The organism is Thiomicrospira sp. R3 (assembly GCF_029581415.1).
Classification (GTDB): domain Bacteria; phylum Pseudomonadota; class Gammaproteobacteria; order Thiomicrospirales; family Thiomicrospiraceae; genus Thiomicrospira.
On the sequence record NZ_CP121121.1, the window covers coordinates 1103473 to 1124344 of the forward strand.

The 20872-nt window shown below is 47.9% G+C and carries 21 protein-coding genes and 1 pseudogene; 15 read left to right on the top strand and 7 right to left on the bottom strand.

Annotation, left to right across the window (positions count from 1 at the left end; genetic code table 11):
* Positions 1 to 81: 81 nt before the first annotated feature.
* Complete coding sequence (locus tag P8S55_RS05565) at positions 82 to 324, bottom strand: alkylphosphonate utilization protein (RefSeq protein WP_289223250.1); 243 nt, start codon at positions 322 to 324, stop codon at positions 82 to 84.
* A 260-nt stretch (positions 325 to 584) separates the two neighbouring features.
* On the opposite strand from P8S55_RS05565, the gene P8S55_RS05570 reads away from it, so the two are divergent.
* Positions 585 to 842, top strand: a complete 258-nt coding sequence (locus P8S55_RS05570) for a hypothetical protein (RefSeq protein WP_289223251.1) — start codon at positions 585 to 587, stop codon at positions 840 to 842.
* A 79-nt stretch (positions 843 to 921) separates the two neighbouring features.
* Here the strand turns inward: P8S55_RS05570 and P8S55_RS05575 are convergent, their stop codons facing one another.
* The 3 genes from P8S55_RS05575 to P8S55_RS05585 form a co-directional block, all read right to left on the bottom strand.
* Positions 922 to 3993, bottom strand: coding sequence for an efflux RND transporter permease subunit (locus tag P8S55_RS05575; protein ID WP_289223252.1), 3072 nt, complete (start codon positions 3991 to 3993; stop codon positions 922 to 924).
* A complete protein-coding gene (locus P8S55_RS05580) occupies positions 3990 to 5006 on the bottom strand; it encodes an efflux RND transporter periplasmic adaptor subunit (protein WP_289223253.1) in 1017 nt (338 codons plus the stop codon). Before P8S55_RS05580 ends, P8S55_RS05575 begins: the two co-directional genes overlap by 4 nt.
* 77 nt (positions 5007 to 5083) lie before the next feature.
* Entirely contained in the window at positions 5084 to 5854 is a 771-nt protein-coding gene (locus tag P8S55_RS05585; protein ID WP_289223254.1) for a DUF3581 family protein, read from the bottom strand.
* A gap of 57 nt (positions 5855 to 5911) precedes the next feature.
* On the opposite strand from P8S55_RS05585, the gene P8S55_RS05590 reads away from it, so the two are divergent.
* From P8S55_RS05590 to P8S55_RS05630, 9 genes are all read left to right on the top strand, one after another.
* Entirely contained in the window at positions 5912 to 7006 is a 1095-nt protein-coding gene (locus P8S55_RS05590; RefSeq protein ID WP_289223255.1) for a TRAP transporter substrate-binding protein, read from the top strand.
* Positions 7007 to 7079: 73 nt separating this feature from the next.
* Entirely contained in the window at positions 7080 to 7205 is a 126-nt protein-coding gene (locus P8S55_RS05595; RefSeq protein ID WP_289223256.1) for a hypothetical protein, read from the top strand.
* 44 nt (positions 7206 to 7249) lie between these two features.
* Positions 7250 to 7639, top strand: coding sequence for a BlaI/MecI/CopY family transcriptional regulator (locus P8S55_RS05600; protein ID WP_289223257.1), 390 nt, complete (start codon positions 7250 to 7252; stop codon positions 7637 to 7639).
* Between the two features lie 3 nt (positions 7640 to 7642).
* The gene (locus P8S55_RS05605) at positions 7643 to 8578 is read left to right on the top strand and encodes a M56 family metallopeptidase (protein ID WP_289223258.1); all 936 of its coding nucleotides are present in this window, start codon (positions 7643 to 7645) and stop codon (positions 8576 to 8578) included.
* Complete coding sequence (locus tag P8S55_RS05610) at positions 8575 to 9801, top strand: TolC family protein (protein ID WP_289223259.1); 1227 nt, start codon at positions 8575 to 8577, stop codon at positions 9799 to 9801. Before P8S55_RS05605 ends, P8S55_RS05610 begins: the two co-directional genes overlap by 4 nt.
* 2 nt (positions 9802 to 9803) lie before the next feature.
* Positions 9804 to 10100 carry a hypothetical protein gene (locus P8S55_RS05615; protein ID WP_289223260.1) on the top strand — a complete coding sequence of 99 codons (297 nt, stop codon included), beginning with the start codon at positions 9804 to 9806 and terminating at the stop codon, positions 10098 to 10100.
* A complete protein-coding gene (locus tag P8S55_RS05620; protein ID WP_289223261.1) occupies positions 10084 to 11637 on the top strand; it encodes an efflux RND transporter periplasmic adaptor subunit in 1554 nt (517 codons plus the stop codon). Before P8S55_RS05615 ends, P8S55_RS05620 begins: the two co-directional genes overlap by 17 nt.
* Before the next feature lie 15 nt (positions 11638 to 11652).
* The gene (locus P8S55_RS05625) at positions 11653 to 14733 is read left to right on the top strand and encodes an efflux RND transporter permease subunit (protein ID WP_289223262.1); all 3081 of its coding nucleotides are present in this window, start codon (positions 11653 to 11655) and stop codon (positions 14731 to 14733) included.
* 87 nt (positions 14734 to 14820) lie between these two features.
* Complete coding sequence (locus P8S55_RS05630) at positions 14821 to 15822, top strand: 2-hydroxyacid dehydrogenase (protein WP_289223263.1); 1002 nt, start codon at positions 14821 to 14823, stop codon at positions 15820 to 15822.
* Between the two features lie 68 nt (positions 15823 to 15890).
* Here the strand turns inward: P8S55_RS05630 and P8S55_RS05635 are convergent, their stop codons facing one another.
* Positions 15891 to 17699 carry a DEAD/DEAH box helicase gene (locus tag P8S55_RS05635; RefSeq protein WP_289223264.1) on the bottom strand — a complete coding sequence of 603 codons (1809 nt, stop codon included), beginning with the start codon at positions 17697 to 17699 and terminating at the stop codon, positions 15891 to 15893.
* Between the two features lie 484 nt (positions 17700 to 18183).
* On the opposite strand from P8S55_RS05635, the gene P8S55_RS05640 reads away from it, so the two are divergent.
* Positions 18184 to 18432: a hypothetical protein gene (locus P8S55_RS05640; RefSeq protein ID WP_289223265.1), complete on the top strand. Its 249-nt coding sequence runs from the start codon at positions 18184 to 18186 to the stop codon at positions 18430 to 18432.
* Positions 18429 to 18779: a type II toxin-antitoxin system PemK/MazF family toxin gene (locus tag P8S55_RS05645; protein WP_289223266.1), complete on the top strand. Its 351-nt coding sequence runs from the start codon at positions 18429 to 18431 to the stop codon at positions 18777 to 18779. The genes P8S55_RS05640 and P8S55_RS05645 overlap by 4 nt, the downstream gene beginning before the upstream one ends.
* Positions 18780 to 19041: 262 nt before the next feature.
* Here P8S55_RS05645 and P8S55_RS05650 read toward each other — a convergent pair whose 3' ends face one another.
* Positions 19042 to 19257: a PIN domain-containing protein gene (locus P8S55_RS05650; RefSeq protein WP_289223267.1), complete on the bottom strand. Its 216-nt coding sequence runs from the start codon at positions 19255 to 19257 to the stop codon at positions 19042 to 19044.
* Positions 19254 to 19448, bottom strand: a pseudogene (locus P8S55_RS05655) (FitA-like ribbon-helix-helix domain-containing protein); the annotation flags it as partial. The gene P8S55_RS05650 and the pseudogene P8S55_RS05655, both read right to left, overlap by 4 nt.
* A 167-nt stretch (positions 19449 to 19615) precedes the next feature.
* On the opposite strand from P8S55_RS05655, the gene P8S55_RS05660 reads away from it, so the two are divergent.
* The 3 genes from P8S55_RS05660 to P8S55_RS05670 are packed head-to-tail and all read left to right on the top strand — an operon-like array spanning position 19616 to position 20870.
* Positions 19616 to 19984 (top strand): hypothetical protein, encoded by a 369-nt coding sequence (locus P8S55_RS05660; RefSeq protein ID WP_289223269.1) that lies wholly within the window; start codon positions 19616 to 19618, stop codon positions 19982 to 19984.
* Between the two features lie 31 nt (positions 19985 to 20015).
* On the top strand, positions 20016 to 20255 hold the full coding sequence (locus tag P8S55_RS05665; RefSeq protein WP_289223270.1) for a hypothetical protein: 240 nt from the start codon (positions 20016 to 20018) through the stop codon (positions 20253 to 20255).
* Positions 20256 to 20870 carry an integrase core domain-containing protein gene (locus P8S55_RS05670; protein ID WP_289223271.1) on the top strand — a complete coding sequence of 205 codons (615 nt, stop codon included), beginning with the start codon at positions 20256 to 20258 and terminating at the stop codon, positions 20868 to 20870.
* Positions 20871 to 20872: the final 2 nt, after the last annotated feature.

Here is a 20872-nt window from a genome sequence, read left to right on the forward strand (position 1 = left end):
ATTTTTAGGAATGAGTGAGGCTAGTTTTCAATTTCCTTGATTGCTGGCTAACAAGTTAAGAGGTTTTTAAAATCATTTGAGCTACCCATCAACTTTGCAATTAATAGCGTGGTCACCGTCCTTCAGCCGAATACTTTTAACTTTAGTGCTGGCTTTCACTACCAGTGATGAGTCTTTTACTTTTAAATCCTTGATTACGGCCACAGTATCGACATCTTGCAAAATCGTGCCGTCTACATCTTTAAAGACCTTTTCATCATCACTGTTGGAATCTTGTTGTGACCGTTCATACCCACATTCTAGACAAGCAAGCATTTTGCTCATTTTACAGGTATATTAAGAGCTACATTGTGGACAGCTGGGTAAATTACTCATTGTTCACCCTTTTATCAAATAGCGCTTATACAGGACGCCTTACGGACACCGTTCGCAGGGATCGGCAAAGCCTGAGCCACTGATACAAAGCGGGTCGGGCTTTTGGGCAAGGCGAATTGGTTGGTGTATGCCCTTGATGATCAACAGATATTGATCATGGCCTGTCGTTATCATTATCAATTTTAACCAATTTAAAACAAGGAGCGAGTATGTGTTTTGTGGCGTTGTTGGTTGCGGTGGGGTTGCTGCTGTTTTATTTGGATGGGCATTTGGCTAATTGGGAGTTGGTCGAGCGACTGGATGCGCATAGTGAGATCACTTTGGCGGTGGGCTGGGAGATGATTGCTGGGCTTTGGCCGTTGATTTTAGCCACAGTATTGCTGACACTGGCGGCTGTGATGTTGTATTTAAATCTGACTCAAAAGCGTTCGCTAGGTTGCGCGACCTGCCCAACCGATAAGGATTAGTCAGGCCTGGGCGTCATCAAACGCAAACGAGGTGGTTTGATAAATCGGCACGGCAACCGACTTGGTGGTGTCTTCTCCTTTAGTGGCTGATGTTTCTTCTAACGGTTAGTCGATAAATCAGCGGAATAGTAAACAGGGTTAGCAGGGTGGACACCCCAATGCCCCAAACAATGGCGGTAGCCACTGGGCTAAACATTAACGAATGCCCGCCCATGCCAATCGCCAACCCCATTAAGCCGGCCATCGTGGTGAAGGTGGTAATTAAAATAGGCACCAAGCGACGGCGTGCGGCATAGACAATTGCGTGCAAAGGGGGCATGCCATCGCTGCGACGCGTGTTGGCGGCAGAAATTAATACAATCGCGGAGTTTACCGCAATCCCAGATAAGGCCACTACGCCATACAAAGTATAAAGGCTTAAGGGATACCCACTAATCCACAAGCCATAAGCCACGCCGGTAAAGGCCATCGGGATGGTCAGCAGAATGATAAGCGGCTGGAAATAGCTTCTAAACTGCGCGCCCAGAATTAAATACATTAACCCCACCCCCATCACAAATAACATCAACATCGCATTAAGGGATTCATTGATTTCATCGAGTTCGCCGGAAAAGTCTAAATTAATCCCCGGATGATTCACAGCCAAGGTTTCCCATGCCTCTTTTAGCTGGGCATTCGCCTGCAAGGTGTCGATTTGATTGCGGTCAATATCGGCTTCTAAGGTAATCGCGCGACTAAAATTATGATGGCGTAAGCTGACAAACCCTTGACGGATTTCCGTGTCGACCAGCTCACTTAATGCAATACGTTGGCCGTTTGGGGTGGCGATTTGGGTCGCTAACCAGGCCTGGATGTCGTCCGTTTGCGCCAACGCACCCCTTACACGCAAATCAACTTGCTCACCTCGGTCATTCATTTGTGCCACGACTTCGCCATCGGTCAACAACCTGAGACTGCGCACCACGGTCATAGGGTCAAGTCCGGCACGACTGATCGCGGTCATGTTCAGTTGGGTAACGAGTTGTGGGCTGCCCAAGGTGGCATCATTTTGAATGTCTTTAACGCCAGGTAGGGTCTCCAGTACGCGAGTGAGATCGGCAATGGCCGCTGCAATTTGATTGTAGTCATCACCGCGCACTTTGACGCTAATCGGTTTAGAGCTAGGTGGTCCGCCAGAGAGCTTTAATACGCTTATTTCAGCGGGAACGGGCGCATTGGCTTGAATATAATCGCGTAAACCATCAATGATCTGATCGGCGGTTCGTCCATTGGCTTGCCTAGGGTTTAAGCTAATAAACACTTGACCGTAGTTTTCGCCGATTAAGGGTTCGGTTTCGGTAAACATTTGCCCAGCATAACTGACCAACGCACGATGTTCTTCGGGTTTTAACCAGGCCTGAGCGCGTTGTTCAATCTCTCGGGTTTTAGCGAGCGTTTGATCCAAGGGTGTGCCTGTCGGCATCTCGACATTTAAGTAAAAAATTTCTAAGGTGTCGGAGGCGAAAAAGTTGGTGGTAATCCGTTCAGACGTAACTAGATAAACAGCGGATGAAAAGGCACTGATCAATAGAATTAAGGTCAGCCAAGGATGGCGAAAGCTTTTTACCAGCGCGCGGCCATAAAGGTTGCGTAATTTCATCAGACGGCGCTCACGCCCTGGGCTAATGTGGCGGCTTTGGTCGGCTTTGAGGTGAAGCGCATGACTTTGTGAAGGTAGCATCCAAAAGGCCTGAATCAAACTAATGATTAACGCAATGGTCACCACCAGCGGCACAATGCGCATAAAGTCGCCCAAAATACCGGGCAATAACATCAGGGGTAAAAACGCGGCAATGGTGGTCAACACCGCAGCGACCAGCGGCCAGCCGACTTCGCGCATCGCCTCAATCGCGGCATCGAGCGTATTGCGCCCTCGGTGCATATGCTGGTGCATCGCTTCAATCATGACAACAGCGACATCCACCAGCATGCCTAAGGCAATAATCACACCGAGTAGTACGGTTAAGTTCAGGGTTTCCCCCGTCATGTTTAATACAATAAACACGCCTGTTAGCGAGAACGGAATCGCCATCGCGACTAAGACACCAATGCGCCAGCCTAAAAACAGCCAGCTGACAAGTAGTACAAAGGCCAACCCTTGCAGTGCATTGGTTTGCATCATGGAAATCGCATCGCGAGTTGATTGGGTTTGGTCATCGGCGAGGGTTAGGGTTAGACCTTGTGCGTCATAGTGTTGGTTGTAGTCATCGATAAAGTCTTCAAGCCGCTCAATCAGTTCGAGGGTGTTGGCTGAACCGGATTTCATCACGGCTAACATAATGGCAGGTTGGCCATTCATCGATACCTTTTGGGTGGCATCTTGGCGTGCGCGTAGAATTTGTGCAACATCTTCGAGCAACACCTCGCCATGAGCTGTAGGGAGGGGAAGTTGCGATAGCGCCTGAGGATCAGGGTTTTGCCCAATATGACGAATAAGCCATTGTTGTTGACCGACACGTAATTTGCCCGCCGCCTGGTCTTGCCATTGAGCGGCAATCATATCGGCGACTAAGGGGGGGCTAAGCCCTAAGTTTGCCAGCTGCTGAAAATCCATCCGCACCTGCAGTTCGGGCTTTTCGAGTCCAATCGTATCAATCCGATCCACACCGCGCAGGCGTTCAAGTTCGCGTTTAAGTTGAAAACCCTGTGCGCGCAAGGTTTCATCAAACGCTTGCCCTTTAAGTACCAGCGTAGCCGAGGGATAGGCATTCGCACTGGTAATTTCAATCACCATGGGTTCGACGATATCGGCAGGAAGCTCTGGGCGTTTGTTTTGAATTTCGCGGCGTAAATCATTAACACGCTTGTCAAAGGTCCGATCATCTAAATCACGAAAGCGTACTAAGATATTGGATAGCCCGACCCGCGAGGTGCTAGATACGAAATTGACGTCATTGAGTTTACGCAACGCATCTTCAAGTGGCTGGGTAACGCGTGCTTCAATGTCCTCCGCACTGGCACCGGGCAAGGCGGTGACAATAATGATCCAGTTAAAGTTAATCGTCGGGTCTTTTTGACGTGGCATATCCATATAAGACATCGCGCCGATGACCAATACCAGCGCAAACACCAAGTTAGCTAGCACCGAGTTACTGATAAAACGCTTAATCATTGTGTATGCGCTCGGCTCAGGCGCTGCTGACCCTGAGTCACAATCTCGATGTTATTTGACCAGTCCGCTGGAAGGCTATGGGGGCGGCCTTCTTGCGCCTGGGGTAAAACGCGAAATTGCAGTTGATTATTTTCGACCACAAACACCCCTAAATCCTCGTCACGTTGAACAATCACGCTGGTTGGTAAATAGGCTTGAGATTGGGTGAGGAAAATCTGACCACTTAGACCAATCGGTAATGGGTTGTCAGAGGAGAACCAGAGCTTTACTGAGCGACTGCGGGGTTCAATATTGGGCGCTTGGCGTAACAACCTAACGGGTTGATCATCGAAGCCTTGTGCACGAAATAACGCATTCAGCTGACCAGGCCTGGTTGTGATTTCGGTGTTTTGTAGCCAATTAAAAGGCACTTGGGTTTCTATCTCAGCGGACTGGGTTTGCAGCAGGTCAAGCAATGGCGTGCCCACATTCACCCATTGTCCTAGCCCCACTTTTTGTTCGAGTACCACGCCATCAAAGGGGGCGCGAATTTGGCAGCGGTAAATTTGACGTTGGGTAATCGTTTGTTCGGTATTGAGCAGTTGTTGTTGGGCTTGAAGTTGCTGGACTTGGGTTTGCGCTTCATCCAGCTGGCTGCGATTGGTGAGATCTCGGGCCTGTAATTGCGCTAGCCGAGAAACCTGCCGCTCGGCTAAGTCAAGCTTGGCTTGGGTTTGTTTTTGTTGCGCATTGAAGCGTTCAAGTTGCAGTTGTGAGTCGCGACAGTCTAGTTCAATCAACACTTGTCCCGTGCTCACAGCGACGCCAGGGCGAGTGTGAACGCGATTTATTCGTGCGTTGAGCTCACTGGATAACGCCGTGCGATTTGGACTGATCACCTCAGCGCTAAAGGATTGAGATAATAGAATGACCACTTCATTTAATGGTTGAGTCACCACCTTAGAGCGCCAATCCTCTGCTGCCCAACTTAGTGCGCTAGTAAAAACAAAACTCAACAAAACCATCCAGCGCATAGGTCACACCTTAATTCAACGTGAAAGCGAGGAATTATTATAACCATGAAATGCTTAACAGGGGAGGTGTCTTGCTTTTACTGATCGAAGTAGGTTTTTTTAGCGTTTTCGTACTGCGTAACCAGGTCGTCAATGGCGTCTTGATCGTAATCACGCAGGCCGCTCAACACCATGGTTTTATAGCCATGACCAATTTTTCGTTCGCCTTCATAGGTGTCAAAGGCTATTTTGACCTTGCCACGTTTGCCATTCATTACTAATGAGGTTTCCGTGAGTTTAAGCGTCGGGTGTTGGGCATTGAGATCTGAAAACTCAACCAGCATGCTGTCATAGATCACCATAGGCTTTTCTGGATTAATCATCACATTATTCTGTTCCATCAGCGGTACTAAGAGATGGGGGAAGCTGTGGCCTGAAAACGCTACATAGGCTTTGGTAAAGGCTTCAATAAGCGCCATATCTTGGCTGATAGCGCCTGCCTGTTCTATTTCAAGATAGATTTTATCATTTTGATCTTTGATGACCATTTGTTGTGCCATGCGGTTTGGAAAGACTAAGGGCGTATCCTTGCCTACCATGCCGGTATAGTTAAAGCGCATAGATTGCGCTAAGCCGAGTTTAGCTAGACTCAGCGCAAACAATAAGTCACCCGGTACGCAGAAACGTTTTGATTCAGGGTTGTGAAGCGGATTAAAGTCATCGGCCATTTCTTTGGCAAAACGACTGGCTTGGTCTGGCGCAACAGTAAGTGCACCCGCTTGTTCGGTAAAAAAGGGGGAAAGATACATAGTCGAATTAAAATGAGTTAAAAACCAACCATCATACTGCAAGCTATAGATTTGTTCCATACCTTGTCACCAGTCTGTCTTATAATGAGGTGAAGATTTTGCAAGGGGGCGAAATAAATGCAAAGACGTAAGTTACTAGCGGGCATCGCCGCACTGGGCGCGGCAGGGTTGGCGGGTTGCCAATCCAATTGTGATGAGGGTGTAACCCTTGAGCGTGAAACGGTATTCAACTGGAAAATGGTTACGGCATGGCCGAAAAATTTTCCAGGTTTGGGCACGGGTGCGAATGAGCTGGCGCAGCTGATTGAACAGATGTCGGCTGGGCGGATTAAAATTAGTGTATTCGGTGCGGGTGAACTCGTCGGGCCGTTTGAAGTGTTTGATGCAGTATCACAGGGGCAGGCAGAATTAGGCCATGCGACGGCTTACTATTGGAAAGGTAAGTTGCCTAGTGCGGATTTTTTTACTGTCGTGCCGATGGGGTTGACGGCTGAAGAAATGAACAGTTGGTTGTACTACGGTGGTGGTATGACGTTATGGGAAGAAGCCTATAAACCCTTTGGGTTGATTCCGAGCGCGGCTGGTAATTCGGGCACTCAAATGGGGGGTTGGTTTAACCGTGAAATCAACAGTCTAGCCGATTTGCGGGGTTTAAAAATTCGGATACCAGGCCTGGGTGCAGAGGTCTATCAAAAAATTGGCGCTGTTTCGGTAAACTTGCCGGGCAGTGAGTTATTTCAAGGGATGCAAACCGGGCTGATTGATGCGGTGGAGTTTGTTGGGCCGTATAACGATTTGGCATTCGGTTTTCATCGTGTTGCAAAATATTACTATACTCCTGGCTGGCAAGAACCCGGCTCCGTGATTGAGTGCATGATTAATGAAAAGGCATTCAATAAGCTCACGCCGGATTTACAGTCGATTGTGCGTAACGCAATGAAAGTGGCAAACTTAACCATGCTCTCAGAATACACCGCGCGTAATCAACAAGCGCTCAATACACTAGTCAACCAACATAACGTTCAGTTACGACGCTTTCCGCAGGATGTATTGCTTGAGCTAAAACAAGCCAGTGCCGAGGTGGTGGAAGCGGCAGCAGCGCGGGATCCGCTGGCCAAAAAAGTCTGGGCATCACAAAAATCCTTCCGTGATCAGGTTGCCCCTTGGACCGATCTGTCACTAAAATCCTATTTGGATTTACGCCGCTTGTAATGCTTGCATCCCCGTCTTATCAGCGGGGGTAAAGCGACATCCTTATCATACCAGCGCAGGTTGGGAATGGCTCATGCGCACACAAAGTTGGCTGGCGACCCTCAAGCGAGTTCAAAATGAGGGTGTTTGTCAAGCTAGCTATGGTGTTTTCTATGATGATGGTGATTTATTTCTAAAACCGATTGACAGTCGGTTTTAACGATTGTAAGCTACAACACCATTTAACATTAAGTTGACATCATCATGACTCATCCTAATCCAACGCCATTGCTGGGCGACCTTGAAGTTCAGGTTTTAGAGTGCCTCTGGCAGCTAGAGCAGGCTTCTGTCAAAGAGGTATATGAGCAAGCCGGTTCGGCGCGTGGTATATCAAGCAACACCATCCAATCTACGCTTGAGCGTTTGTATCGGAAGGATCTGTTGGCGCGCTCAAAGCAGGGGCGAGAGTATATTTATACGCCCCAAGTCACACGTGAGGATTTAATGGCTAATCTGATTCACGATGTATTTGGGCGTTTTAACTCAAACTCCCAGTCGTCAGTTGCCGCGATTCTACAAGCGGCAGAAACCTTAGATCAATCAACACTTGACGCCTTGGAGCAAGAAATTAAGCGCTTAAAGGCCAAGGAGTAAGCCATGGATTTAGCGGCAGTGCTCGGCCTTGTTGCGGTGTTGGTTTTTTTATTGTGGTTAGTGGCAAATGGATTAACATCCGTATTGTCAAACTGGCTTGCTAAAAGTTCGTTATCTAGTCAGCGCCGACAATTATGGCTGCTAGCGTCTCTGCCCTTAACCTTGCCCCTCAGCTTATTGGTTGCGTTAAGTTTGGTCTGGTTAGCCAAACATCTGGGTTGGATTACACAACACTGTTCACAAACCCAACCCTCTTTATTTTGTGTGAATCAGGCTTCAATAGATTTTGCATCTCAGTCACTGTTTTGGCTAGGGCTTGGTGGGGTTTTGTTGATTGCGCTAAGCGTGATACCTTCTTGGCTGGGGTTGCTGGTAGAGCATATAAGGGTGCGCAGTCTCGCAAGGCTGGCCGGTTCAACTAAATGCTTAACCAAGCTTGAGCATAGTCAACCCCAAGCGTTTGTAATCGGCATTCGTCACCCTGTTATTTTTTGGTCTCAACAACTCACCAGCCTGCTCACTAAGCACCAACAACGCATCGTGTTGGCACATGAAGTTGCTCATATTCGTCGCCAAGACCTTTTAAAAAACCTGGTGTTTGAAATTTTATTGAGCTTTCACCTTGCCCCCAGGGCGTTAAGGCGTTATTGGCAATTTAATATAGAGGCGCAGGTCGATGATCGTTTGACAGCGCGATTTAATCGCCTGGATATTGCTCAGGTGCTATTAACCTTGAGCCGCGACGGTGCGGGTGCATCACCAGGCCTGGCGTTTACCGGCTCGTCATCCCTCTATCGTATAGAGCGTTTAGTTCATCCCAAGCCCGTTGGGTTTGGTGGGGTGCTGGAGGCTTTGTTGTGGGGAATTATAGGTTTTATTTTGTTATTTACGTTTATTGAGCACCATAGTTTAGAGTGGTTAATAGGTTGGTTGGTATGATGCGCCTCAAACATGTCTTGATATTGCTTTGCTTGTTGGTTCCGCTTAATGTGGCTCCCCTCAATGTGGCGTTTGCTGATTCAGCGTTGCCTTTGAGCGAAGAGGCTTTAATTCGTTATGCGCAACAAAACCCGCATTTAATCGAAATCCAACAAAACCAACAGCAAGCCGCGCAAACCCAACTAAACCAAGCGGGGCGCTGGGCTGACCCTAGGCTTGAGATTACCCAGGAACGAACCAGTCGCTCAGCCGGCAATCAGCAAGAAACCAGCGTATGGCTTAAGCAAGATTTAAAGCCCTGGGGTATGAGTGGTATTGAAAAGCAACTAGCCCAAGAGCAAAACCAGATTCAAACCTTTGGTTTGAACCTAGCCCAACAAAATTGGACCTTAGGCTTGCGCAGGCTTTTTTATCAAGCGCACCTCGCAGAGCAACACCACCAAGTACTCGCACATTACCACCAACAATTAAGCGCAATGGCATTGAGAGTTGAGCAAAGATGGCAATTGGGTGATGCGTCTAAACTCGATCTATTGCGCATGCAAACCGAATTAGGCGCAATTGAAGCTGAAAAGCTGGCGTTTTACGGTGCTTTACAGGCCTATAAACAAAGCCTGTCTAGCCTGCTCGATAGGCCGGTTGTTAGCATTGATGCTCAACTCTTACCAGATGCGCATAATCTAGAGACGTTTGATATTGAACAAAATTTGAATCTGCAACTGATGACAACCCAAACCAACCTGAACCTGGCTCATCAACAAGCCGCCGCCAAGCAATTATATTGGCCAGATTTTAGGCTAGGCGTAGGTTATAGCCAAATAAGCGAAGCGCGCGAAAAGGTTGAGGGTTTTAAACTGGGCTTAGAAATGAGTTTACCGCTGTTTAGTCGTAAACAAGAAGCGCTTATTTTGGCACAAACCCAGGTGATTAATGCCCAAGCCGAACGCCAACTCCAGCAACAAACACTGCAAGCTGAGCTTAGTCAGCACCTGGCAAGTTTACACCAGCAGCAAGCGCAAGCCCAAATCTGGCAAAGTCTGATTAAACAACAAAACCAGCCGATGGTCACGATGGCGCAAGCCAGTTATCAGGCTGGTGAATTGAGCATGATCGAGCTGTTGGATGTCTATCGCGCCCAATTAACCCATCATAAAAACTATTTGAACAGTGCGTTTAAAGCGCGCGAACACTATATTCACTTGCAATATTTATTAGGAGATTAAGCATGAAAAGTCTATTAACAACACTAAGCCTAGGAATCATTTTGGCTCTAGCAGGATGTGGCGATCACGACCATCCACATGGATCGGCTACGCATGAACATGGTGAGGCATCGCATTCGCATGAACCAGGCGATCATGGCCACCCTCACCCTGAACGTACAGTGCCACAAGCTCAAGCTCAAGAAACCGAAGCATTTTATGCACAACCCGCTGTAGAAAACGAGACTAAGCCGACTAAGCCGACTAAGCCGACACATCATCATGACCACGGAGACGGTCAGCATGATCACCAACATTAATTCGCCCGTGTTGAACGTATGTTTGATCGCTTTGCTGGTGCTGGGTGTTCAGCACCAGGCCTGGTCAGGGCCTGGTCATGCGAGTAATGCCAATGAACATGCCGCTGAGAACAGCTTGGTGATGGCCGTGTTTACCGATCATAACGAGCATACCGAGTTGTTTGTCGAGTTTGCCCCATTGGTGGTGGGGCAGCCTTCAGTTTTTATTGCCCATTTTACGCGATTAGATAATTTCAGGCCGATTGAAGAGGGTGAGCTGACTATTTACCTGCAGCAAAATGATAAAACACTAGCCAGGTTTCGTGTCACCCAGCCCGCAAGACAAGGCATTTTTATGCCTGCAATTGAGCCACGTCACCCTGGACGTTTTCAATTGGTGTTTGAGCTAAAGACGGATGCGTTTATCAGTCGCCACGATTTAGGCGAAGTGGAGGTTTTCACCCATCCGAATCAGGTCAAACTACCTGAGCAGCATGAAGGTGAGATTACCTATTTAAAAGAACAGCAATGGCAGCAAGACTTTGCCCTAACCCAGGTTAGCGAGCGGCCATTACGCAAGGCGGTGACAGGCTTTGCTCAAATCCAACCGCCTGCTACCGAATATGTGCAGTTACGTGCGCCTTCCGACGGCTATTTTTTAACCGCTAACCCGATATTTCCAGGTCAAACGTTTAAACAACAAAGTCAATTAGGTGTGGTGGTGCCTAGGTTGACCGAGGGCACAGACCTTGGTCATTTACAGGTCGCATTGCATCAAGCCCAAACCAAATTGGCGCTAGCGCAAGCCGACTTAAGTCGCATGCAAAGCTTATATGAAAAAGGTGCTGTGCCACAAAAACGCTTGTTTGAGGCACAAAAAAACAATGAGTTAGCTAGGGTTGAGCAACAAACGGCACAAGCGCGACTCAACCAACAGGGACTACAGCAAAACCTGACGGGCATTGAGCTCCTCTCGCCGATTGAGGGGCAAATCATCGCTATTAATGTGCGTTCGGGTGAGCTTGTTAAAGCTGGCGATAGCTTGCTAACGCTGGCGAGTCCTTACAAACGCTGGTTATCGGTACAGGTTCCTGAAAAGTTTAGCAGCCTTATTAAGCAGCCAAACGGCGTTTGGTTTCAAGCCCAAAACCAAATCTATACGCTCGACCAGCAAAATAATACCAAGCTAGTATCGCAAGGTATGATGATAGACCCAAAAACACGCACGCTAGAACTTATTTTTGAATACTCGGCCGATCAAGCACCCAATTTGATAGGCGCACGCTATCCAGTTCACGTTTATGTCGAACCCGCTAAGCAACGCTTGTCGATTCCTGCCAGTGCCGTTATTGATGACAATGGATTTGCGGTGGTGTATGTGCAAGAAACGGGTGAGAGTTTTAGCCGTCGCCCAGTGAGATTAGGGGTGCGCGATGCGGGCTGGGTTGAGGTGTTAAGTGGCGTTAAAAACGGTGAGCGTGTCGTTTCTCAAGGCGCCTACTTTGTCAAACTGGCATCGAGCTCACAGGATGAGATTGGTCACGGCCATGCACATTAAACAAGGGAACTTATTATGATTGGCCGCATGATTAACTGGTCGCTCAATAACCGATTATTGGTATTAGCCGCCGTTTTAACCTTACTCATTTGGGGCAGTTGGACGGCAAAACAAGCGCCCATTGATGTGTTTCCCGATTTGACCTCACCGGTTGTTACCTTGATTGTAGAAGCACCAGGCCTGGCACCGCAAGAAGTTGAACGGCTTGTGACTATGCCGATTGAATCAGCCATGAGTGCAGCTGCTGGGGTACGCAGAGTGCGCTCCAATACTGGGATTGGCATCGCTGTAGTCAATGTTGATTTTGATTGGGGCACGGATGTGTACGTTGCACGACAAATTGTCGCGGAAAAATTACAAGCTGCTGTCTCATCGCTACCCCCCGGTATGCCCGCCCCCGTGATGGCGCCTATTTCTTCCATTATGGGTGAAATCATGTTTGTCGCGCTCACTTCCGAACAGCATACCGCCATGGAGCTTAAAACCATGGCTGACTGGGTGGTGCGTAGGCGTTTACTGGCGGTGCCGGGCGTCGCCGAAGTCATACCGAATGGCGGTGAAACCAAGCAGTTTCAAATCATTGTTTCGCCCGAACGCCTAGCGGCGCATAACCTAAGCATTGAACAACTCGTTAGCCAGCTAAACCAAGCCAGCGCCAAGGTTTCAGGTGGCTTTATGACTGAAAACCTACAGGAATACTTAATCCAAGGTGTGGGGCAATTACGAGCGATTGAGGATATCGAGCAGGTTTTGGTTTCCAGTGGCACCGGCCTGCCGGTTTTGCTCAGAGATGTTGCCGATGTGGTGATTGGCTCCGCCCCAGCACGCGGCACGGCCGCTTATAATCAAACGCCGTCGGTGATATTGGGCATCCAAAAACAGCCTAACGTCAATACCTTGGAATTAACGCGCAGCTTAGATATAGTCATACAAGATATCCAAGTCTCGTTACCCGAAGGCATGAGCATTGAAACTAATGTATTTCGCCAGGCAGATTTTATCGATACCGCCATTGATAACCTAATGCTGGCGATTCGAGATGGCGCGGTGTTAGTGGTTGCCATTATGTTTGTGTTTTTAATGAGCCTGCGCGCAACCGGCATCGCATTACTCGCGATACCGGTATCGGTGCTGAGTGCGGTGTTGGTGATTTATTGGTTAGGCGGTTCAATCAACACCATGACCTTAGGGGGCATTGCGATTGCAATGGGGGCGTTAGTTGATGATGCAATTATAGTGGTGGAGAATATTGTCCGACGCTTGCGCGAAAATAATCAACAACCTCAAGCAACAAGGCACAGCGCTTTAAAAGTAATAGGCAAAGCCACCCGCGAAATTCAAAGCTCCATTGTGTTTGCCACGTTGATTATTATCCTGGTATTTTTGCCGCTTTTCTTTTTAGATGGGGTAGAAGGACGTTTAATGGCACCCTTGGGATTGGCCTATATTGTAGCCATTTTAGTCTCGCTACTGGTTGCCTTAACGGTAACGCCAGCTCTCGCTCTGTATTTATTACCCAACAGTGGCGCCGTGCTAACCAAAAAACATGACTCAGCTTTGATTAGTTGGTTAAAAAAAGGCTATCAACCTATGTTAACCCAGGCGCTAAATAAAAGTAGTTGGGTGCTAGGTTTTGCATTTGTGTTGGTTTTGTTGGTGGTCAGCAGCTTTTTTGCGATGGGGCGCGGGTTTTTACCGCCCTTTAATGAAGGCAGTTTAACGGTGAGCGTGGTGACCCTGCCGGGTACATCGCTGCAAACCTCGGATCAAATCGGTGGCCAGGTCGAAAAAATCCTACTCAACGAACCAGAAGTAGTTGCCACCGCGCGCCGAACCGGGCGAGCCGAACTCGACCCGCATGCGCAAGAAGTGTTCGCGTCTGAAATTGAAGTCACCCTGAGCATGCAACAGCGCAGCCGAGACGAATTTTTAGCCGCGTTAAGGCAAGCGTTTAGCCAAGTACCCGGCTCTAATATCGTGATCGGGCAGCCAATTTCGCATCGGATAGACCACATGCTTTCCGGCACACGCGCCAATATTGCCGTTAAGATTTTTGGTGATGACTTGGTTGAGCTTCGGCGTATCGCCGCTGAAGTCGAACAACGGGTACAACAAATTCCGGGCGCGGTCGATGTCGCCACCGAGCAACAAAGTGAAATTCCACAGGTTCAAATCCAGTTTGATCGTATTGCACTGGCGGACTATGGCTTAACCTTGCAACAAGCCGCGCAACTGGTTGAGGTGGCGTTTGGTAACCTTCGTGTTAATCAACTACTGGAAGGACAAGCGAGATTTGATGTGGTGCTCAAGTTTGACGACAGCGCCAAAGCCTCCGTGGAGGCGATTCAAAACACACTGTTTCAGCTCGATAACGGGGCAATCCTTCCGCTTTCTGCGATTGCCAATGTCCAAAAAACGCGAGGCCCCAACACCATTAGCCGAGAAAATGTTCAGCGTAAAATCGTTGTCATGGCCAATGTCGCCGAACGTGATTTAACCGGGGTTGTGAAAGATATACAAACCGATTTGAGCAAACTGAGCCTGCCAACCGGTTACTACATTGAATATGGCGGACAATTTGAGAGCGCCCAGTCGGCCACCCTACGCTTAACCTTGCTTACAGGGCTGGTAATTATTGGGATATTCTTAATTCTCACTAGTGCTTTTAGCTCGGCGCGCGATGCCGGCTTGATTATGTTGAACTTGCCTTTGGCGCTGATCGGTGGTGTGGCGGCTGTGTGGTTTACCGATGGTATACTCACGCTGGCGTCCATAATCGGTTTTATCGCTTTGTTTGGTATTGCCACGCGCAATGGGGTTATTTTAGTTGACCATATTCGTCGCTTAAACCGCGAAGGACTTGCGTTGCGAGAGGCCATAGAACAAGGCGCGCAAGAACGTTTAATCCCGATTCTTATGACCGCTTTAGCCACCGCCTTGGCACTCATACCCTTAGCCATGGCCGCTGGCGAACCGGGCAGTGAATTACAAGCACCTATGGCGATGGTGATCTTGTTTGGTTTAATTAGCTCCACGTTTTTAAATATGCTGGTGGTACCCGCTGCGCTCTATCGTTTTAGTCGCCCTGTAATATAGCTATCCTGTAATATTGTTATATTATCCTAGCTAAGCTGGTATAGTTAAGTATGGTAGTTTGGGTATAAAACACTTTTGGAGAGGTCTATGAAGGTCGCAATATTTAGTACTAAACCCTATGATAAAGAAACTTTGCATAGTTACGATAATGATGAAGTTGATTTAAGTTATTTTGAAGTGCCGTTGAATATTGCTACGGTGCATTATGCGCAAGGTTCTGATGCGGTCAGTGCGTTTGTTAACGATGAACTAGATGAAGCCACTATCGAAAAACTGGCTGAGTACAACATTAAACTTATTGCGTTGCGTTGCGCAGGCTTTAATAATGTGGATTTGGCGGCGGCGGCTAAGTTTGGTATTCGTATTGTGCGTGTACCTGCTTATTCACCCTATGCGGTTGCTGAGCACACGATTGGTTTGATGTTAGCATTGAATCGTAAGCTTTATAAAGCCTACAACCGTGTTCGTGAAGGCAATTTTGCACTCAATGGTTTGCTGGGCTTTGATATGCATGGCAAAACCGTAGGCATTATTGGCGCGGGTAGGATTGGCTTTTTAGTTGCTGAGCGCCTTAAAGTGTTTGGTTGTGAAATCCTAATCTATGATCCTTATTTGTGCAAAAACTGTGATGAGCTGGGGTTTAAACAAGTATCGCTTGAGCAACTTTATGCCGAATCGCATATTATTTCGCTGCATTGCCCGCTAACCGATCAAACCAAAAACATGATCAATGATAATGCGTTAAATCAAATGCGTGCCAATGTGATGATTATCAACACGGGTCGTGGCGGCTTAATTGATACAAAAGCATTAATAAAAAGCCTAAAGAGCCGCAAAGTGGGCTATGTTGGCTTGGATGTGTACGAGGAAGAGGGCGCGTTGTTTTTTGAGGACCACTCCAATGACATTATTATGGACGATAAATTTGAACGGTTATTAACCTTTCCAAACGTACTGGTTACGGGTCATCAAGCCTATTTTACGCATGAAGCACTAGAGCATATTGCTGAAACGACGATCCAGAACCTGATCGCATTTAAGTATCAACGACCGTTAACTAACGAAGTGCCATACCAACCGGCTTCCTAGCCACTAGCGCTTAGAAGAGTGCACTAAAAAAGGCCTGTCTTAGAGTTAGACAGGCCTGCTTGAGACGATTAAACCGTACGCTTGGTACGCGGCGCCCCCGCTGGTTTGCGGCTTAGTTTTGGCCGTGGTGCCGCAGCGCCAGCATGTGCTGTGTCGCGCACTTCGGTTAGATCGGCAGGTTGGCCACAAATCCAAGTCTTTTTTAAGGTAGCTAATTGTGCTTTGCTTAAGTCAGCAGGCAAATCAACCATGCTAAAGTTGTCTTGAATATTTAATTGGCGAATGGATGCACCATCAATATTCGCTTCATTAGCAATCGCACCAATAATATTGCCTGGTTTTACACCATTGGCAAAGCCAACATTAATGCGGTAACGCTTCATGCCAGACTCAGGCGGGCCATCAACACGTGGGCGACGCGGCGCACGTTCTGGGCGATCAAAGCTACGCTCACTGCGTTCACCACGTCCGCGCGCTGGGCGGTCACGGCCAAAGTCACGCTCACCACGTGAACCACGATCATCATCACGGAAGCTGGCTTGGCGAACCGGTTTGTCTTCCAAGAAGAAGGGCGTATCACCCTGAGCTAGCTTCGCTAAAGCGGCCGCAATTTCTAGTGCAGGAATATTTGACGTTTGCTGTAAATCTTCAATAATCTGCTGATAGAATTCTAGGCCTTCTTGCTCAAGTGCAGCGGTAATGCGCAGTTTGAATTTTTCAACACGTTGGTCGTTGATGTCTTGAGTGCTAGGTAATTCAAGCATGTCGATTTTTTTGTTAGTAGCACGCTCGATTTGTTGTAGTAAACGACGCTCACGTGGCGCTACAAACAGAATCGCATTACCTTCACGTCCCGCACGCCCTGTACGACCGATACGGTGGATATAGCTTTCGGTGTCATAAGGGATGTCATAGTTAATAACATGGGTGATGCGTTCAACGTCTAAACCACGTGCGGCTACGTCGGTCGCAATCAAAATATCAATCTTACCTTTTTTCAACTGGTCAACAATACGTTCACGGTGGTTCTGGGCAATATCACCATTCAATGCTGCGGCAGCATAGCCACGGGCTTCAAGTTTTTCGGCCAGTTCAATAGTCGCGGTTTTGGTGCGTACAAAAACAATGATGCCATCAAATTCGGTGGCCTCTAAGATACGGGTTAATGCATCTAATTTATGCAAACCACTCACCAACCAATAAGACTGGGTGATAGTTGAAGCGGTACCGGTTTTTTGCTTGATAATCACTTCAACCGGATTATTTAAATGTTTAGTGGCAATTTTATGCACTTCTTTTGGCATGGTTGCTGAGAACAAGGCAATTTGACGATTTTGCGGAGTTTGCTCTAGTACCCATTCCACATCATCAATAAAGCCCATTCGCAACATTTCATCCGCTTCGTCTAAGACCAGGGCTTGAAGGTTGTCTAAATTTAGCGTGCCTTTGCGCATGTGATCCATCACACGGCCAGGTGTGCCGACAACGACCTGCGCACCGCGCTTCAACGCACGAATTTGACCGCCATATTCTTGACCGCCGTAAATCGGCAGTACGTGAAAGCCTTTCATGTGATGGGCAAAGCTTTGGAAGGCTTCAGCCACTTGAATCGCCAGTTCACGCGTGGGTGCTAAAACTAAAATTTGGGTGTTGGTGTTTTTGATATCAACGCGAGACAGTAAGGGCAAAGCAAAGGCGGCTGTTTTACCGGTACCGGTTTGTGCCATGCCTAAAATATCACGACCTTCCAAAATCGATGGGATCGCTTGCGCTTGAATCGGTGATGGGGTTTCATAACCGACATCTTTTAAGGCTTGGAGTACCTGGGGAATAAGGTTAAAGCTTTCAAATGTTACATCTTGGGTAGTTTCGCTCATAAAGATTTCCTTTAAATGATAATTAAATAAATGCTTAATGGCTCATTCAACGGAAAAACGGCAGTCTGGACAAATCCTATGGCGATGGTGCGCACACCTAAACACAAGAATGTGATGACATCGATGCTGGACTGATGCAGTAAGAAAGTAGAAATGACGCTATTTAAGGTCATTAAAAAGTTCCCGAGCTCCGTATGGCTCTCGGTCTAGCGAAATCAATCTGTGAACTAGCACAGAGATAATAAGTCGTCACTAATGAGAGAGCAAAGCAATAAAGCTCAAATAGAGTAACAGAATAAACGCGAATTGCAACTAAATTTGTAAATCGCCGCAAAACTGTGATAACTGACGGCTGAATTCAGTGAGTTGAACCAGCGCGCGTCACCAGGCCTGGTGCCTGTCTAAATCACCACCTTATAAACATAGGTGTGAGGAATATGTCTATGTATAATATATGGTATCAAATCAAATATAGAGTTTAGCCATGCAAATAGTTAATTCATCAGATATCTTACGTAAACCCGCTTTACTTAGTTCATCCGAGATTCTATACATTGAAGATGGGCGTAAACACGTGTTAAAAAGCGTGTTATTGCCGATTGATTTATACGAAACGGTTCGAGAGCAAATCGAAGCCGAATTGTATTTACGCGAAAACGCGAGGGCATTGGGGGCTGACGCTTACACCGAATTTACCGAGATTGAAACGGTGGTCGAAGATTTAGTAACATGATCCGACGAGGCGAGATTTATTTGGTTAATTTCGGCAAGCAATATAACAGCGAATTTGGCAAGGTGCGTCCGGCGTTGATTATTCAAAACAACCTCGCCAATCGTGTTTTAGATAAAGTGCACTTTAAAGGCGTCACCGTTATTCCACTAACCACTCATTTGGTTGGCGGTCGCTTGCGTGTGCAAGTTAAGGCGCGTGATCATCTCAAACAAACCAGCGAAATTTGCATTAACGAACTCTGCACGCTTGACCTGTCGCGTATTCAGCAAGATCTGGTGTTAACGCAACTCCAAATAGACGAACTCACCGAGGTTGAACATAAACTGCGGCAACATTTAATGCTCTGAATTCAGATAATTGCTCTCACCAGGCCGGGTGGGCAGTTTTTTGTACTGATGGCTTGGTTTGGGTTTCGTCTGTTGCCAGCTGGTCGCTGAACATCGGCTCAAATATCGGCACCAGATATTTATTGCCGTATTCGCTGAGGTGGTCGTCACAATAGAATAGGTGATCAGCTCCAGGGATTGATTAAACTCAGACCAACTGCATCAAAGGCCGAACTGTCGCGTGTGGCGACTTTAAATCCGTGCGAATGCGCCGTGTCCGCAATCATGCCATCTGCCATCTGCCATCTGCCAGCCATTGCGTGAGCGCTATTTTGCGCTGTCCTTGTGGTAAAACTTCAATGCCAAAACTCAATTCAGCGAGCGTGATACTGGTAATAAACAAAGCCCCAGTAGGATGACGATTCAGCCAATTTATTAGGTTTTCGTCAGGTTGTGGGCGCATCGTTTCAGCAATAACATTGGCATCAAGCACAATCATGACAAATCCAGTGGTTCAGCCGGTGTCTGATCTCGCACAGTAAGGATCGTTGCCACTTCGCTATCAGTGATTGCATAAGTTTGTGCCAGCGCTTGGAGCGCAAAGCCCTGACCAATCTGCTCCGAAGGCATCACCGCTTCACGCAAAATCTCACGCACCTCCGCCTCGGTGCTGCGCCCATGTGCTTTAACGCGTTCCCACGCTGTGCGTGGGAACGAGAATAACTATCTTGACGAACACCGCCAGCACCGTCATCCCGGCGTAGGCCGGGATCTCAAGAGATCCCTGTATGTCAAGATAGTGTTGAGCCAGTTGATTTTGAGATAACATATAAATCAGGGCGCATTAGGAGACTGTTATGCCAAAACCCGTTACCCGCATTAATCCACAGATTCAGCCCGACCCTGAACTGGAAAAACGCACTCGCCGTGTGTTTAGCACCGAGTATAAGTTATCCATTCTGCAACAAGCCGATGCTTGTAAGCATGGCGAGTTAGGACTATTGCTGCGCCGTGAAAAACTCTATTCTAATCAGTTGGCACAATGGCGTCGTGAGTTTGCCGAATCCGGCGTTAAAGGCTTAGCCAAATCCAAGCCCGGTCCTGCACCGTCTAAAACCTCTGAGCAAAAGCGTATTGAGCAGTTAGAAAAGGAAAATGCCCGTCTACTCAAACAGATTGCGGTCAAAGACGGCTGCCTTTTACTCCAAAAAAAGCCTTGGCACTGATCGAAGCATTCGAACACGAGAACTCGTCAGTATGATGATGACACAGCCCTTAGCGCCTTATGTGTCACAACGTGCGGCGGCCGATGCCTTGGCGCTGTGTCGCAATACGGTGCGCCGCCAAATGAAGGCGCAGGCTTTCTGCGGGCCGAGACAACCACCTGGTCATCATCGGGCAAAGTCTGTGCAACCCAAGGCACTGAGTGAGGCGGAAACTCAGCACGTGCTCGACACACTGACCAGTGAGGCCTATTGCAATCAACCGCCGGCATAAGTGTTTCATGATTTATTGGAGCAAGGTGAATACTTGTGTTCAGTGAGCACCATGCATCGTGTATTACGTGCAAGCCAGCTCAACGGTGAACGTCGCGCACAACGTCCGCCACAATCGCACAGTGTGCCCAGATTACGTGCCGATGCGCCTAATCAAGTGTGGACGTGGGACATTGCTAAACTGCCGACTCAAAAACGAGGCGAATATCTCTCGCTGTATGTGGTGTTAGACCTCCCGATGAGCGAGGCGCAGTTTAAAACAATGAAGTATCAGCTGGACTATCCGCGCCGCTTCGATGGTTATGACCATGCCATGCGCTGGTGCCAAGACTATGTGAGTTGGTATAACCATCAACATCACCACAGTAGTCTGGCAGGCTTTACGCCTTATCAAGTGTTTAGCGGTGAGTATCAGGATATCGCCCACGTACGCCAACAGGCGTTAGATGAAGCATTTGCAAAACATCCGCAACGGTTTAGCCAAGGTCGTCCCTTGGTCAAATTACCGCCTGCGGAGGTCTGTATTAACCCGATACCCGCGGAGGCTGATCAGAGTACCATTGAAACGGGTGTGAACTTCCCGACCCTGCCAAGGGTGAAGCAAAAAGCAATTTAATT